The 16,303-nt window shown below is 66.3% G+C and carries 11 protein-coding genes; all 11 read left to right on the top strand.

Features of this window, described 5'->3' with window-relative positions; genetic code table 11:
* Positions 1–53: 53 nt before the first annotated feature.
* Positions 54–770: a 50S ribosomal protein L1 gene (rplA, locus tag ACGFN2_RS29285; RefSeq protein WP_362605909.1), complete on the top strand. Its 717-nt coding sequence runs from the start codon at positions 54–56 to the stop codon at positions 768–770.
* 314 nt (positions 771–1,084) lie between these two features.
* Complete coding sequence (locus ACGFN2_RS29280; protein ID WP_362605912.1) at positions 1,085–1,216, top strand: hypothetical protein; 132 nt, start codon at positions 1,085–1,087, stop codon at positions 1,214–1,216.
* Positions 1,203–1,754 carry a 50S ribosomal protein L10 gene (rplJ, locus tag ACGFN2_RS29275; protein ID WP_362605914.1) on the top strand — a complete coding sequence of 184 codons (552 nt, stop codon included), beginning with the start codon at positions 1,203–1,205 and terminating at the stop codon, positions 1,752–1,754. The genes ACGFN2_RS29280 and rplJ overlap by 14 nt, the downstream gene beginning before the upstream one ends.
* 84 nt (positions 1,755–1,838) lie before the next feature.
* Positions 1,839–2,225, top strand: coding sequence for a 50S ribosomal protein L7/L12 (rplL, locus tag ACGFN2_RS29270; RefSeq protein ID WP_362605916.1), 387 nt, complete (start codon positions 1,839–1,841; stop codon positions 2,223–2,225).
* Positions 2,226–2,849: 624 nt separating this feature from the next.
* Positions 2,850–6,332, top strand: a complete 3,483-nt coding sequence (gene rpoB, locus ACGFN2_RS29265) for a DNA-directed RNA polymerase subunit beta (protein ID WP_362605920.1) — start codon at positions 2,850–2,852, stop codon at positions 6,330–6,332.
* 100 nt (positions 6,333–6,432) lie between these two features.
* Entirely contained in the window at positions 6,433–10,332 is a 3,900-nt protein-coding gene (locus ACGFN2_RS29260; RefSeq protein ID WP_362605923.1) for a DNA-directed RNA polymerase subunit beta', read from the top strand.
* 262 nt (positions 10,333–10,594) lie between these two features.
* The gene (locus tag ACGFN2_RS29255) at positions 10,595–11,077 is read left to right on the top strand and encodes a DUF1707 and DUF4190 domain-containing protein (RefSeq protein ID WP_362605926.1); all 483 of its coding nucleotides are present in this window, start codon (positions 10,595–10,597) and stop codon (positions 11,075–11,077) included.
* A 446-nt stretch (positions 11,078–11,523) separates the two neighbouring features.
* Positions 11,524–11,895 carry a 30S ribosomal protein S12 gene (gene rpsL / locus ACGFN2_RS29250; protein ID WP_003948652.1) on the top strand — a complete coding sequence of 124 codons (372 nt, stop codon included), beginning with the start codon at positions 11,524–11,526 and terminating at the stop codon, positions 11,893–11,895.
* Positions 11,896–11,897: 2 nt separating this feature from the next.
* Entirely contained in the window at positions 11,898–12,368 is a 471-nt protein-coding gene (gene rpsG, locus ACGFN2_RS29245; protein WP_085925683.1) for a 30S ribosomal protein S7, read from the top strand.
* Positions 12,369–12,407: 39 nt separating this feature from the next.
* A complete protein-coding gene (fusA, locus tag ACGFN2_RS29240; RefSeq protein ID WP_362605929.1) occupies positions 12,408–14,528 on the top strand; it encodes an elongation factor G in 2,121 nt (706 codons plus the stop codon).
* 155 nt (positions 14,529–14,683) lie between these two features.
* The gene (tuf, locus tag ACGFN2_RS29235) at positions 14,684–15,877 is read left to right on the top strand and encodes an elongation factor Tu (protein ID WP_042155854.1); all 1,194 of its coding nucleotides are present in this window, start codon (positions 14,684–14,686) and stop codon (positions 15,875–15,877) included.
* Positions 15,878–16,303 lie beyond the last annotated feature (426 nt).

Raw genomic sequence — 16,303 nt, 5'->3', positions numbered from 1 at the left:
GGACCAGGCGCTGGTCCGCACCACGACTCCACCCCACTGCACCAGGAGCAGAAGTGAAGCGCAGCAAGACTCTTCGCACCGCGGACGCGAAGATCGACCGGGAGCGCGTGTACGCCCCCCTCGAGGCCGTCCGTCTCGCGAAGGACACCACGTCCGTCAAGTTCGACGCGACCGTCGAGGTCGCCATGCGTCTGGGTGTCGACCCGCGCAAGGCCGACCAGATGGTCCGTGGCACCGTGAACCTCCCGCACGGCACCGGTAAGACCGCCCGGGTCCTGGTCTTCGCGACCGGTGACCGTGCTGCGGCCGCGGAAGCCGCCGGCGCCGACATCGTCGGCTCGGACGAACTGATCGACGAGGTCTCCAAGGGCCGTCTGGACTTCGACGCCGTCGTCGCCACCCCGGACCTCATGGGCAAGGTCGGCCGCCTCGGCCGCGTGCTCGGTCCCCGTGGTCTGATGCCGAACCCGAAGACCGGCACCGTCACCCCGGATGTCGCCAAGGCTGTCACCGACATCAAGGGCGGCAAGATCGAGTTCCGCGTGGACAAGCACGCGAACCTCCACTTCATCATCGGCAAGGTCTCCTTCGACGAGACCAAGCTGGTGGAGAACTACGCCGCGGCGCTCGAGGAGATCACCCGCCTCAAGCCGTCCGCCGCCAAGGGCCGCTACATCAAGAAGGCGACCATCACCACCACGATGGGCCCCGGCATCCCGCTGGACGCCAACCGCACCCGCAACCTCCTCGTCGAGGACGAGGCCGTCTGATCTCCCGGATCGGCGCGCCTGGCGTGTGACCACTGTTGTCGGGCCCCGCTCTCCCACGTGGAGAGCGGGGCCCGACGCATGCTGTGCCGCCCTCCGGCGCCCCATGTGACCTCCGGGGCGGGCCGGTTCGGGGAAGGCGCTCCTGCGGCCCGGAGCGCGTCAGGCACCCCCTCGCGGTCGATTTGCCTGACGCAGGGCTCTCCCGTACCGTATGCGGAAGCCAAAGACCGCTGGTTGTCTCTGTGCGTCCGAACCCGGACGGGCAGTGGCCGAAGGATCCGCTAGCTGCGGACGGCCTGCGCAGGTGTGTATGGATGAACTCCCGAGCGGATTCCGCCCAGGTCGAGTACGCCCCGCGCGCCTGCGCCGGGGCGTTTGTTTTGCCCAGCCCCTTCTGCGCGGTCCTCATCACCCGGAAGGAGGCCGAGGCTCATGGCGACGTCTGACAAGATCGCAGCCGTTGAGGAGATCACTTCTAAGCTCCGTGACTCCAACGCAGCTGTTGTGACTTCTTACACCGGACTGACTGTGGCGCAGCTCAAGGAGCTGCGTCGTTCTCTCGGCGAGAACGCTCAGTACCGTGTGGTGAAGAACACGCTGACCAAGATCGCGGCCAAGGAGGCCGGGATTCAGCTGGACGAGCACCTTGAGGGCTCGACCGCTGTTGCCTTCGTGACCGGTGACCCGGTCACGGCGGCGAAGGGTCTTCGTGACTTCGCCAAGGTAAACCCCTCTCTCGTCATCAAGGGCGGTGTCCTTGAGGGTAAGGCGCTGTCCGCCGACGACATCAAGAAGCTTGCGGACCTCGAGTCCCGCGAGGTTCTGCTCGCCAAGCTGGCGGGTGGCATGAAGGCGTCCACGGCCAAGGCCGCGGCGACCTTCCAGGCCCCGCTCACGAAGTTCGCCCGCACCGCGGACGCGCTTCGCAGCAAGGTCGAGCAGGGCGGTGCCGGTACGCCGGCTCCCGCCGAGGCTGCCGAGTAATCACTCGGACGCCCAGCGGGCCCGTAGTACGCCCGCCAGACATGTACATCCGGCACCAGCCGAATTAGTGGAAGGACCGCCACCATGGCGAAGCTCAGCCAGGAAGACCTGCTCGCGCAGTTCGAGGGCATGACCCTCATCGAGCTCTCCGAGTTCGTGAAGGCGTTCGAGGACAAGTTCGACGTCGAGGCCGCCGCCCCCGTCGCCGTTGCCGCCGCCGGCGCCCCGGCCGCCCCGGCCGCCGCCGAGGCCGAGGAGCAGGACGAGTTCGACGTCATCCTCACCGGTGCGGGCGACAAGAAGATCCAGGTCATCAAGGTCGTGCGTGAGCTGACCTCCCTGGGCCTGAAGGAGGCCAAGGACCTCGTCGACGGCACCCCGAAGCCCGTCCTCGAGAAGGTCGCCAAGGACGCCGCCGAGAAGGCCGCCGAGTCCCTCAAGGGCGCCGGCGCCTCCGTCGAGGTCAAGTGACCCCACTGAGTCTCTGACTCACGTCCACAGCGCCGCTGGCGCGCCGGACAGCAGCCAAGGGCGATCACCCATGCGGGTGGTCGCCCTTCGGCGTGCTCGCCACGGCTGCATTGCCTCGCGCCTGAGTGCGAGTATGGTGATCTTCGTTGCCCGGACGTGCCCCCATGTGACGATCTCCCTGAGGTGGGGGGCCTTGACGAACCGGACGCGGCGCGCAATTCTCGGGACGCGACGCAGAAGCGATCCAGGGTTCGAGGCATGGATCGCGGACGAAGAGGGAAGCATCGGTGTGCGCCACTGGCGCAGGGCTTTCGGCAGGCGCATGGCATTGAGAAGAACAAACAACGAGGACTTCCTCCGGTGCGGAGGGCGTGACCTCCCGGAGGGAGAAGATCGGTATCACGGTGCTGAACCGGTCTCCGGAAACTCGCTCTGGACATCAGTGTGCCAAGTGGCTACACTGACCCTTTGCGCTGCCTGTTAGCTGCTCCCTGCCCGTCACCAGGGGCATACCCGAGCCCGAGCAAAGCTGAATGATCTGCCCTGATCTGGGCTTTCCCTCAGTCTGCTCGATTCGGGACCGGTACGCGCGTAGTGAGTCCGAGCCCTCGGAAGGACCCCCTCTTGGCCGCCTCGCGCAACGCCTCGACTGCCAATACGAACAACGGCGACAGCACCGCCCCGCTGCGCATCTCTTTTGCGAAGATCAAGGAGCCCCTCGGGGTTCCTAACCTCCTTGCGCTGCAGACCGAAAGCTTCGACTGGCTGCTCGGCAATGCCGCATGGAAGGGTCGCGTCGAGGCTGCGCTGGAGAGTGGGCAGGAAGTCCCCACCAAGTCCGGTCTGGAAGAGATCTTCGAAGAGATCTCCCCGATCGAGGACTTCTCCGGGTCGATGTCGCTGACGTTCCGCGACCACCGCTTCGAGCCCCCGAAGAACTCCATCGACGAGTGCAAGGAGCGCGACTTCACGTACGCGGCTCCGCTCTTCGTCACCGCTGAGTTCACGAACAACGAGACCGGCGAGATCAAGTCCCAGACGGTCTTCATGGGCGACTTCCCGCTCATGACGAACAAGGGCACCTTCTGCATCAACGGCACCGAGCGTGTCGTCGTCTCGCAGCTGGTGCGCTCGCCGGGCGTGTACTTCGACAGCTCCATCGACAAGACGTCCGACAAGGACATCTTCTCCGCCAAGATCATCCCGTCCCGGGGTGCCTGGCTGGAGATGGAGATCGACAAGCGCGACATGGTCGGTGTCCGCATCGACCGCAAGCGCAAGCAGTCCGTGACCGTCCTGCTCAAGGCGCTCGGGTGGACCACCGAGCAGATCCTCGAGGAGTTCGGCGAGTACGAGTCGATGCGCGCCACCCTGGAGAAGGACCACACCCAGGGCCAGGACGACGCGCTGCTGGACATCTACCGCAAGCTGCGTCCGGGCGAGCCGCCGACGCGCGAGGCCGCGCAGACGCTGCTGGAGAACCTGTACTTCAACCCGAAGCGCTACGACCTCGCGAAGGTCGGCCGCTACAAGGTCAACAAGAAGCTCGGCGGCGACGAGCCGCTCGACGCCGGTGTGCTGACCACCGATGACGTCATCGCGACGATCAAGTACCTGGTCAAGCTGCACGCGGGCGAGACCGAGACGATCGGCGAGAACGGCAACTCCATCGTTGTCGAGACCGACGACATCGACCACTTCGGCAACCGTCGTCTGCGCAACGTCGGTGAGCTGATCCAGAACCAGGTCCGTACGGGTCTCGCCCGTATGGAGCGCGTCGTGCGTGAGCGCATGACCACCCAGGACGTCGAGGCGATCACGCCGCAGACCCTGATCAACATCCGGCCGGTCGTCGCCTCCATCAAGGAGTTCTTCGGCACCAGCCAGCTGTCCCAGTTCATGGACCAGACCAACCCGCTGTCGGGTCTGACCCACAAGCGCCGTCTGTCGGCGCTGGGCCCGGGTGGTCTGTCCCGTGAGCGGGCCGGCCTGGACGTCCGTGACGTGCACCCCTCGCACTACGGCCGCATGTGCCCGATCGAGACCCCTGAAGGTCCCAACATCGGTCTGATCGGCTCGCTGGCCTCCTACGGCCGGGTCAACGTCTTCGGCTTCATCGAGACGCCCTACCGCAAGGTCGTCGACGGCCAGGTCACGGAGGAGGTGGACTACCTCACCGCTGACGAGGAGGACCGCTTCCTGATCGCCCAGGCGAACGCGAAGCTCTCCGACGACATGCGCTTCTCTGAGCAGCGTGTGCTGGTCCGCCGTCGTGGCGGCGAGGTCGACCTCGTCCCCGCCGACGAGGTGGACTTCATGGACGTCTCGCCGCGCCAGATGGTGTCGGCCGCGACCGCCATGATCCCGTTCCTCGAGCACGACGACGCCAACCGCGCGCTCATGGGATCGAACATGATGCGCCAGGCCGTTCCGCTGATCAAGGCGGAGTCGCCGCTGGTCGGCACCGGCATGGAGTACCGCTGCGCGGTCGACGCCGGCGACGTCATCAAGGCCGAGAAGGACGGTGTGGTCCAGGAGGTCTCTGCGGACTACATCACCGTCGCCAACGACGACGGCACGTACACCACGTACCGCGTCGCCAAGTTCACCCGCTCCAACCAGGGCACCTCCTTCAACCAGAAGGTCGTCGTGGACGAGGGCGCGCGGGTCATCGAGGGCCAGGTCCTCGCCGACGGTCCGTCCACGGACGAAGGCGAGATGGCGCTCGGCAAGAACCTGCTCGTGGCGTTCATGCCGTGGGAGGGCCACAACTACGAGGACGCGATCATCCTGTCGCAGCGCCTCGTGCAGGACGACGTCCTCTCCTCGATCCACATCGAGGAGCACGAGGTCGACGCCCGTGACACCAAGCTGGGCCCCGAGGAGATCACCCGGGACATCCCGAACGTCTCCGAGGAGGTCCTCTCCGACCTCGACGAGCGCGGCATCATCCGTATCGGTGCCGAGGTCGTGGCCGGCGACATCCTCGTCGGCAAGGTCACGCCCAAGGGTGAGACCGAGCTGACCCCCGAGGAGCGGCTGCTCCGCGCGATCTTCGGTGAGAAGGCGCGCGAGGTCCGTGACACCTCGCTGAAGGTGCCGCACGGTGAGATCGGCAAGGTCATCGGCGTCCGCGTCTTCGACCGTGAAGAGGGCGACGAGCTGCCCCCGGGCGTGAACCAGCTGGTCCGCGTCTACGTCGCGCAGAAGCGCAAGATCACCGACGGTGACAAGCTCGCCGGCCGTCACGGCAACAAGGGCGTCATCTCGAAGATCCTGCCGGTCGAGGACATGCCGTTCCTGGAGGACGGCACCCCGGTCGACATCATCCTCAACCCGCTGGGTGTCCCGTCCCGAATGAACCCGGGACAGGTCCTGGAGATCCACCTCGGCTGGCTCGCCAGCCAGGGCTGGAAGGTCGAGGGCGGCGAGGACTGGCAGCGCCGGCTGCAGGCGATCGGCGCCGACGACGTCGCGCCGCGCACCAATGTCGCCACCCCGGTCTTCGACGGCGCGCGCGAGGACGAGCTGGCGGGTCTCTTCGACTCGACGCTCCCCAACCGCGACGGCGAGCGGATGGTCAAGGGCTCCGGCAAGGCGCAGCTCTTCGACGGCCGCTCCGGTGAGCCGTTCCCGGACCCGATCTCGGTCGGGTACATGTACATCCTCAAGCTGCACCACCTGGTCGACGACAAGCTGCACGCGCGCTCGACCGGTCCGTACTCGATGATCACCCAGCAGCCGCTGGGTGGTAAGGCTCAGTTCGGTGGCCAGCGGTTCGGTGAGATGGAGGTGTGGGCGCTGGAGGCTTACGGCGCCGCGTACGCCCTCCAGGAGCTGCTGACGATCAAGTCCGACGACGTGACCGGCCGCGTGAAGGTCTACGAGGCCATCGTCAAGGGCGAGAACATCCCCGAGCCCGGCATTCCCGAGTCCTTCAAGGTGCTCATCAAGGAAATGCAGTCCCTGTGCCTCAACGTGGAGGTGCTGTCCTCGGACGGCATGTCCATCGAGATGCGCGACACCGACGAGGACGTCTTCCGCGCTGCGGAGGAGCTCGGCATCGACCTGTCCCGGCGCGAGCCGAGCAGCGTCGAAGAGGTCTGACGGGAGTCCGGCCGGGGAGTCAGCGATGGCTACCCCGGCCGGCCCCAGGACCCCCGTTTCAGACCCCAAGACTTACAACCCTGAGAGGGATTGACGCATAGTGCTCGACGTCAACTTCTTCGATGAGCTCCGGATCGGTCTGGCCACCGCTGACGACATCCGTCAGTGGAGCCACGGCGAGGTCAAGAAGCCCGAGACCATCAACTACCGCACGCTCAAGCCCGAAAAGGACGGACTCTTCTGCGAGAAGATCTTCGGTCCGACCCGGGACTGGGAGTGCTACTGCGGTAAGTACAAGCGCGTCCGCTTCAAGGGCATCATCTGCGAGCGCTGCGGCGTCGAGGTCACTCGCGCCAAGGTGCGACGCGAGCGGATGGGCCACATCGAGCTGGCCGCTCCCGTGACCCACATCTGGTACTTCAAGGGCGTGCCGAGCCGGCTGGGCTACCTGCTGGACCTCGCGCCCAAGGACCTCGAGAAGGTCATCTACTTCGCCGCCTACATGATCACGTGGGTGGACGAGGAGCGCCGTACGCGCGACCTGCCCTCGCTGGAGGCGCACGTCTCCGTCGAGCGTCAGCAGATCGAGCAGCGCCGCGACTCCGACCTGGAGGCCCGCGCCAAGAAGCTCGAGACCGACCTGGCCGAGCTGGAGGCCGAGGGCGCCAAGGCCGACGTCCGCCGCAAGGTGCGCGAGGGTGCCGAGCGCGAGATGAAGCAGCTGCGCGACCGTGCGCAGCGCGAGATCGACCGTCTCGACGAGGTCTGGAACCGCTTCAAGAACCTCAAGGTCCAGGACCTGGAGGGCGACGAGCTGCTCTACCGCGAGCTGCGGGACCGCTTCGGCACGTACTTCGACGGCTCCATGGGCGCCGCTGCCCTGCAGAAGCGCCTGGAGACCTTCGACCTCGACGAGGAGGCCGAGCGCCTCCGCGAGATCATCCGTACCGGCAAGGGCCAGAAGAAGACCCGTGCGCTCAAGCGCCTCAAGGTCGTCTCCGCCTTCCTGCAGACCCGCAACAGCCCCAAGGGCATGGTGCTGGACTGCATCCCGGTGATCCCGCCGGACCTGCGTCCGATGGTGCAGCTGGACGGTGGCCGCTTCGCGACCTCCGACCTGAACGACCTGTACCGCCGTGTGATCAACCGCAACAACCGCCTGAAGCGGCTTCTCGACCTCGGTGCGCCCGAGATCATCGTGAACAACGAGAAGCGCATGCTCCAGGAGGCCGTGGACGCCCTCTTCGACAACGGTCGTCGCGGTCGCCCGGTCACCGGTCCCGGTAACCGCCCGCTGAAGTCCCTCAGCGACATGCTGAAGGGTAAGCAGGGCCGGTTCCGTCAGAACCTGCTCGGTAAGCGAGTCGACTACTCGGCGCGTTCCGTCATCGTCGTCGGCCCGCAGCTGAAGCTGCACCAGTGTGGTCTGCCCAAGGCCATGGCGCTGGAGCTCTTCAAGCCGTTCGTGATGAAGCGCCTGGTGGACCTCAACCACGCGCAGAACATCAAGAGCGCGAAGCGCATGGTCGAGCGCGGCCGCACGGTCGTCTACGACGTGCTCGAAGAGGTCATCGCCGAGCACCCGGTGCTGCTGAACCGTGCGCCCACGCTGCACCGTCTGGGCATCCAGGCCTTCGAGCCGCAGCTGGTCGAGGGCAAGGCCATTCAGATTCACCCGCTCGTCTGCACCGCGTTCAACGCGGACTTCGACGGTGACCAGATGGCCGTCCACCTCCCGCTGTCCGCGGAGGCCCAGGCCGAGGCCCGCATCCTGATGCTGTCCTCGAACAACATCCTCAAGCCGGCCGACGGCCGTCCGGTCACCATGCCGACCCAGGACATGGTGCTCGGCCTCTTCTTCCTCACCACGGATGAGGAGGAGCGCAAGGTCATCGGTGAGGGCCGGGCGTTCGGCTCGACCGCCGAGGCGATCATGGCGTTCGACGCCAAGGAGCTCTCGCTCCAGGCGAAGGTCGACATCCGCTTCCCGATCGGCACCGTCCCGCCCCGTGGCTGGACCCCGCCGGTTCCGGAAGAGGGCGAGCCCGAGTGGCAGCAGGGCGACAGCTTCCGGCTGCGGACGACCCTGGGCCGTGCGCTCTTCAACGAGCTGCTGCCCGAGGACTACCCGTTCGTCGACTACTCGGTGGGCAAGAAGCAGCTCTCCGCGATCGTCAACGACCTGGCCGAGCGCTACCCCAAGGTCATCGTGGCGGCGACGCTCGACAACCTGAAGGCGGCCGGCTTCCACTGGGCGACCCGTTCCGGCGTCACCGTCGCCGTCTCGGACATCGTCGTGCCGGAGGCCAAGAAGGCCATCGTCGCGGGCTACGAGGCCCAGGACGAGAAGGTCCAGAAGCAGTACGAGCGCGGTCTGATCACCAAGGACGAGCGCACGCAGGAACTCATCAACATCTGGACCAAGGCGACCAACGAGGTCTCCGAGGCGATGAATGAGAACTTCCCCAAGACGAACCCCATCTTCATGATGGTTGACTCGGGTGCCCGAGGAAACATGATGCAGATGCGGCAGATCGCCGGTATGCGTGGTCTGGTGTCGAACGCCAAGAACGAGACCATCCCGCGTCCCATTAAGGCGTCGTTCCGCGAGGGTCTGTCCGTGCTGGAGTACTTCATCTCCACGCACGGTGCCCGTAAGGGTCTGGCGGACACCGCCCTGCGTACCGCCGACTCCGGCTACCTCACCCGTCGTCTGGTCGACGTCTCCCAGGACGTCATCATTCGCGAGGAGGACTGCGGCACCGAGCGCGGCCTCAAGCTGCGGATCGCCTCGAAGGACGCCGCCGGTGTCCTGCGCAAGGCGGACGACGTGGAGTCCAGCGTCTACGCCCGGATGCTCGCCGAGGACGTCGTCGTCGACGGCAAGGTCGTCGCCCCGGCGAACGTCGACCTCGGTGACGTGCTCATCGACGCGCTGGTCAACGCGGGCGTCGAGGAGGTCAAGACCCGCTCGGTCCTGACCTGTGAGTCCGCGGTCGGCACCTGTGCCTTCTGCTACGGCCGTTCGCTGGCCACCGGCAAGCTGGTCGACATCGGTGAGGCGGTCGGCATCATCGCCGCCCAGTCCATCGGTGAGCCCGGCACCCAGCTGACGATGCGTACCTTCCACACCGGTGGTGTGGCCGGTGACGACATCACCCTGGGTCTGCCGCGTGTCGTCGAGCTCTTCGAGGCCCGTACGCCCAAGGGTGTCGCCCCGATCTCGGAGGCGGCCGGCCGCGTCCGTATCGAGGAGACCGAGAAGACCAAGAAGCTCGTCGTCACCCCGGACGACGGCAGCGACGAGACCGCCTACGGCGTCTCGAAGCGTGCCCGTCTCCTGGTGGGCGAGGGCGACCACGTCACGGTCGGCCAGCCGCTGACCGTGGGTGCCGTCAACCCGCACGACGTGCTGCGGATTCTCGGCCAGCGTGCCGTCCAGGTCCACCTGGTCGGCGAGGTCCAGAAGGTCTACAACAGCCAGGGCGTGGCGATCCACGACAAGCACATCGAGATCATCATCCGGCAGATGCTGCGCCGTGTGACGATCATCGAGTCCGGCGACGCGGAGCTGCTGCCGGGCGAGCTGGTGGAGCGCACGAAGTTCGAGGGTGAGAACCGTCGGGTCGTGGCGGAGGGTGGCCACCCGGCCTCCGGCCGTCCGCAGCTGATGGGTATCACCAAGGCCTCGCTGGCCACCGAGTCGTGGCTGTCGGCGGCGTCCTTCCAGGAGACGACCAGGGTCCTGACCGACGCGGCGATCAACGCCAAGTCGGACTCCCTGATCGGCCTCAAGGAGAACGTCATCATCGGTAAGCTCATCCCGGCCGGTACGGGCCTGTCCCGCTACCGCAACATCCGGGTCGAGCCCACCGAGGAGGCGAAGGCCGCGATGTACTCGGCCGTCGGTTACGACGACATCGACTACTCGCCCTTCGGCACCGGCTCCGGCCAGGCGGTCCCGCTGGAGGACTACGACTACGGTCCGTACAACCAGTAAGCCGATGCGTACCGGCACGACGGCCGGTACGACAGCGACAGGGCGGTCACCCCTCAGGGGTGGCCGCCCTGCGGCGTGTTGCCGCGGCACCTGAGTGGCGCGGTCCCGTCAGGTAGTGGGCCGCGCGAGGGAACTTGTCCTCCCATTGCTGCGTCTGTGATGAGAAGATGGGGGAACTGTCGAGCGGGGGGAGGGTCGCGAAGTGGCATTCCAGCCGTGGCAGGGCGGTCAGCCGGCTCAGCCGTCGCATCAGGTGCCTGCCATGCGTGCCTCGCACGCCGATCGTGAGCGGGCGGTCGATGTGCTCAAGGCGGGATTCGCCGAGGGGCGGCTGCAGCAGCCGGAGTACGAGCAGCGGCTCGGGCGGGCCTACAAGGCGCAGACACACGGCGAACTGCAGATGCTGGTCGCGGATCTGCCGCAGGGACCGGTGCCGCAGGCGCAGTTCGTGCCGCAGCGGCCGATGGTGCCGGCCACCTTCATGCCGATGCAGATGCCGGTGCCGGTGACGACGAACAGCTCGGCGACGGGTGCGCTGGTCTGCGGGATCATGACGCCGGTGACGTGGGGCCTGACGGCGATTCCCGCGGTGATCCTGGGACACAAGGCGCGGGCCGAGATCCGCCGGTCCGGGGAGCGCGGTGACGGCCAGGCGCTGACGGGGCTGATCCTGGGCTGGCTGGCGATCGGCGGCTGGGCCCTGTTCCTGCTGGTGTTCATCCTCTCCGCCGCGGTCAACCTCTAGGACCTTCCGGTGCGCGGCCGGCGGCTGTCCGGTGGTACCCGGCGCCGCCGGGGGAGGGCCGGCACCGGGACGTGGCGCCTTCTTCCGTAAGGCCGTGGATCGCACTACCGTGACCGCATCGCCGTGTGGAGTCCGGCGTGTCCTTCGCGTGTGCATTTGTTTTGACCGCAGCCCATGCGGTAGGTACGCTCTGACCTTGTGCCTGGGGTGTCCCTGGGCTGCCGTGCGCGCAATCTCCCACTGGAGTGCCTGCCGGGCCGTGAGGCCCCGAGGGGACTGCGGTCGGAGTGCGACCAGCACGGAAGCCGGGTTTTGACACCGCAATCTGCCGCCTCACTCGTTCCAGCGAGGGACCGGACTGCAGTATTCGACACACCCGACCGCGTGGGTCGGGGAATGTTCCAGGTTAGCTTTACCGAGACTGGCACACAGAAACCGGAGAAACGGTGCCTACGATCCAGCAGCTGGTCCGAAAGGGCCGGCAGGACAAGGTCGAGAAGAACAAGACGCCCGCGCTCGAGGGTTCGCCCCAGCGCCGTGGCGTCTGCACGCGTGTTTTCACGACCACCCCGAAGAAGCCGAACTCGGCCCTGCGTAAGGTCGCGCGTGTGCGTCTGACCAGCGGGATCGAGGTCACCGCTTACATTCCGGGTGAGGGCCACAACCTGCAGGAGCACTCGATCGTGCTCGTGCGTGGTGGTCGTGTGAAGGACCTGCCGGGTGTTCGGTACAAGATCATCCGCGGCTCCCTCGACACGCAGGGCGTCAAGAACCGCAAGCAGGCTCGCAGCCGCTACGGCGCCAAGAAGGAGAAGTAAGAATGCCTCGTAAGGGCCCCGCCCCGAAGCGCCCGGTCATCATCGACCCGGTCTACGGCTCTCCTCTGGTGACCTCCCTCATCAACAAGGTTCTGCTGAACGGAAAGCGCTCCACCGCCGAGCGCATCGTTTACGGCGCCATGGAGGGTCTGCGCGAGAAGACCGGTAACGACCCGGTCATCACGCTCAAGCGCGCGCTCGAGAACATCAAGCCGACCCTTGAGGTCAAGTCCCGCCGTGTCGGTGGCGCGACCTACCAGGTTCCGGTCGAGGTCAAGCCCGGCCGCGCCGGCACCCTCTCGCTGCGCTGGCTCGTGGGCTACTCCCGCGCCCGCCGCGAGAAGACCATGACCGAGCGCCTCATGAACGAACTGCTCGACGCCTCCAACGGCCTCGGCGCTTCGGTCAAGAAGCGTGAGGACACGCACAAGATGGCCGAGTCCAACAAGGCCTTCGCGCACTACCGCTGGTAGTCGCAACCCACATCGAGACCGAGAGAAGATTGAGCCACTATGGCCACCACTTCGCTTGACCTGGCCAAGGTCCGCAACATCGGGATCATGGCCCACATCGACGCGGGCAAGACGACCACCACCGAGCGGATCCTGTTCTACACCGGTGTCTCTTACAAGATCGGTGAAGTCCACGACGGCGCTGCCACGATGGACTGGATGGAGCAGGAGCAGGAGCGCGGCATCACCATCACGTCTGCCGCGACGACCTGCCACTGGCCGCTGGAAGACGTCGACAACACCATCAACATCATCGACACCCCGGGCCACGTCGACTTCACGGTCGAGGTGGAGCGCTCGCTGCGCGTCCTGGACGGTGCGGTGACGGTGTTCGACGGCGTTGCCGGTGTCGAGCCCCAGTCCGAGACCGTCTGGCGTCAGGCGGACCGCTACGGCGTTCCGCGTATCTGCTTCGTCAACAAGCTCGACCGCACGGGCGCCGAGTTCCACCGCTGCGTCGACATGATCGTGGACCGCCTGGGCGCGACCCCGATCGTGATGCAGCTGCCGATCGGCACCGAGGCGGACTTCAAGGGCGTCGTCGACCTCGTCACCATGAAGGCCCTGGTCTGGTCGGCCGAGGCTGCCAAGGGCGAGATGTACGACACCGTCGACATCCCGGACACGCACATCGAGGCGGCCGACGAGTGGCGCGGCAAGCTCCTCGAGGCCGTCGCCGAGAACGACGAAGAGATCATGGAGCTGTACCTGGAGGGCCAGGAGCCCACCGTGGAGCAGCTCTACGCGGCGATCCGCCGGATCACCATCGCGTCGGGCAAGGCTGAGAACACCACCGTCACCCCGGTGTTCTGCGGTACCGCGTTCAAGAACAAGGGCGTGCAGCCCCTGCTCGACGCGGTCGTGCGCTACCTCCCCTCCCCGCTGGACGTCGAGGCCATCGAGGGCCACGCCGTCAGCGACCCGGACGAGGTCATCAAGCGCAAGCCGTCCGAGGACGAGCCGCTGTCCGCTCTTGCGTTCAAGATTGCGAGCGACCCCCACCTGGGCAAGCTCACCTTCATCCGGGTGTACTCGGGCCGCCTCGAGGCCGGCTCGCAGGTGCAGAACTCGGTGAAGGGCAAGAAGGAGCGCATCGGCAAGATCTACCGGATGCACGCGAACAAGCGTGAGGAGATCGAGGCGGTGGGTGCCGGTGACATCGTCGCCGTCATGGGTCTGAAGCAGACCACCACCGGTGAGACCCTGTGCGACTCCAGCAACCCGGTCATCCTGGAATCGATGGAGTTCCCGGCCCCGGTCATCCAGGTCGCCATCGAGCCCAAGTCCAAGGGCGACCAGGAGAAGCTGGGTGTCGCCATCCAGCGCCTCGCCGAAGAGGACCCCTCGTTCCAGGTGCACACCGACGAGGAGACCGGCCAGACCATCATCGCGGGTATGGGCGAGCTGCACCTCGACGTGCTGGTCGACCGTATGAAGCGTGAGTTCCGGGTCGAGGCCAACGTCGGCAAGCCGCAGGTCGCCTACCGCGAGACCCTGCGCAAGCCGGTCGAGCGTCTCGACTACACGCACAAGAAGCAGACTGGTGGTTCCGGCCAGTTCGCGAAGGTGCAGATCGCGATCGCGCCCCTCGAGGGCGACGGTTACGAGTTCGAGAACAAGGTCACCGGTGGCCGTATCCCGCGGGAGTACATCCCGTCCGTGGACGCGGGCTGCCAGGAGGCCATGGAGTTCGGTGTTCTCGCCGGCTACCCGCTGACCGGTGTCAAGGTCACCCTCCTCGACGGTGCGTTCCACGAGGTCGACTCGTCGGAAATGGCCTTCAAGATCGCCGGTTCGATGGCCTTCAAGGAGGCCGCGCGCAAGGCCTCCCCGGCCCTGCTCGAGCCGATGATGAAGGTCGAGATCACGACGCCCGAGGACTACATGGGCGACGTGATCGGCGACATCAACTCCCGCCGTGGTCTGATCCAGTCCATGGAGGACCGCAGCGGCGCCAAGCTCGTCACGGGCGTGGTCCCGCTCTCGGAGATGTTCGGCTACGTCGGAGACCTCCGCAGCAAGACGTCGGGTCGCGCAAGCTACTCGATGCAGTTCGACTCCTACGCCGAGGTTCCCCGGAACGTCGCCGAGGAGATCATCGCGAAGGCCAAGGGCGAGTAGTCCCGTCTCCGCTGAGGCGGAACACGCTTTAGGCTTGACACCGTCTGAGGGGGCAATCCCCGCAATCCGTGAGGATTGCCCCGTCAGCCGGCATCCCAGCAAAGATCACCTGGCGCCGATGAGTAAGGCGTACAGAACCACTTCAGGAGGAACCAGTGGCGAAGGCGAAGTTCGAGCGGACTAAGCCGCACGTCAACATCGGCACCATCGGTCACATCGACCACGGTAAGACGACCCTCACGGCCGCCATTACCAAGGTGCTGCACGACGCGTACCCGGAGCTGAACGAGGCCTCGGCCTTCGACCAGATCGACAAGGCTCCTGAGGAGCGCCAGCGCGGTATCACGATCTCGATCGCGCACGTCGAGTACCAGACGGAGAACCGTCACTACGCCCACGTCGACTGCCCCGGTCACGCGGACTACATCAAGAACATGATCACGGGTGCGGCGCAGATGGACGGCGCCATCCTCGTGGTTGCCGCCACCGACGGCCCGATGCCGCAGACCAAGGAGCACGTGCTCCTGGCCCGCCAGGTCGGCGTTCCCTACATCGTTGTCGCCCTGAACAAGGCCGACATGGTGGACGACGAGGAGATCCTGGAGCTCGTCGAGCTCGAGGTCCGTGAGCTCCTCTCCGAGTACGAGTTCCCCGGCGACGACGTTCCGGTCGTCAAGGTCTCGGCGCTCAAGGCGCTCGAGGGCGACAAGGAGTGGGGCGACTCCGTCCTCAAGCTCATGGCCGCGGTCGACGAGTCGATCCCGCAGCCCGAGCGTGACGTCGACAAGCCGTTCCTGATGCCGATCGAGGACGTCTTCACGATCACCGGCCGTGGCACCGTTGTCACCGGTCGTATCGAGCGTGGTGTCCTCAAGGTCAACGAGACCGTCGACATCATCGGCATCAAGACCGAGAAGACCACCACCACGGTCACCGGCATCGAGATGTTCCGGAAGCTCCTCGACGAGGGCCAGGCCGGTGAGAACGTCGGTCTGCTCCTCCGTGGCATCAAGCGCGAGGACGTCGAGCGCGGCCAGGTCATCATCAAGCCGGGTTCGGTCACGCCGCACACCGAGTTCGAGGCGCAGGCCTACATCCTCTCCAAGGACGAGGGTGGCCGCCACACGCCGTTCTTCAACAACTACCGTCCGCAGTTCTACTTCCGTACGACTGACGTGACCGGCGTTGTGACCCTCCCCGAGGGCACCGAGATGGTCATGCCGGGCGACAACACCGAGATGTCGGTCCAGCTGATCCAGCCGGTCGCCATGGAGGAGGGCCTGAAGTTCGCCATCCGTGAGGGTGGCCGGACCGTCGGCGCCGGCCAGGTCACCAAGATCACGAAGTAATTTCGCTGATCCGGTCGATCCGGTAGCTCCCGGCCTTCGGGCCGGGGGTCCGGGGCGCTGCCCCGGAAAAGCATGACGAGGAGCCCTGCCCGCCATCAGGTGGGCGGGGCTCCTTGACAGTTGGGCCCCGATTAGCCTTACGCGTCCCAGGTGTGGCACACTGTCCAGGTTGCTCGGTTGAGTGCCGATGCTGCGCGCCTCCCGCCGGGAGGACTGGAAGCGAGTCCCAGGTATTCGTCGTCCCTTCTCAGGGCCGGAAATACGGGAATCTTCCGGGAAGCTCAGCGGGGTGCCTCGGCCAGGCGCCCGGTGGGTGTTCTTCCCCTGCCGTCTCCTTCTTGAAGGATTCCCCTTGTGGGGATCTACGGGAAGGGGCGCGACACGCCCGACCGCGTGGGTCGGAGAAGAACGGCACTCCTCAGGGAG

Origin of the sequence: Streptomyces sp. NPDC048612, from assembly GCF_043199295.1 — a bacterium.
GTDB lineage: Bacteria > Actinomycetota > Actinomycetes > Streptomycetales > Streptomycetaceae > Streptomyces.
Note: the sequence above shows the minus strand (reverse complement) of the source record. Positions and strands in the feature narration are given on the sequence as shown.

What these genes read in the sequence shown, in the direction of transcription:
- rpsG (WP_085925683.1), top strand. Translation starts at nt 11,898, where the DNA reads ATGCCTCGTAAGGGCCCCGCCCCGAAGCGCCCGGTCATCATCGACCCG.
- ACGFN2_RS29255 (WP_362605926.1), top strand. Translation starts at nt 10,595, where the DNA reads ATGCGTGCCTCGCACGCCGATCGTGAGCGGGCGGTCGATGTGCTCAAG.
- rplL (WP_362605916.1), top strand. Translation starts at nt 1,839, where the DNA reads ATGGCGAAGCTCAGCCAGGAAGACCTGCTCGCGCAGTTCGAGGGCATG.
- fusA (WP_362605929.1), top strand. Translation starts at nt 12,408, where the DNA reads ATGGCCACCACTTCGCTTGACCTGGCCAAGGTCCGCAACATCGGGATC.
- ACGFN2_RS29280 (WP_362605912.1), top strand. Translation starts at nt 1,085, where the DNA reads ATGAACTCCCGAGCGGATTCCGCCCAGGTCGAGTACGCCCCGCGCGCC.
- rplJ (WP_362605914.1), top strand. Translation starts at nt 1,203, where the DNA reads ATGGCGACGTCTGACAAGATCGCAGCCGTTGAGGAGATCACTTCTAAG.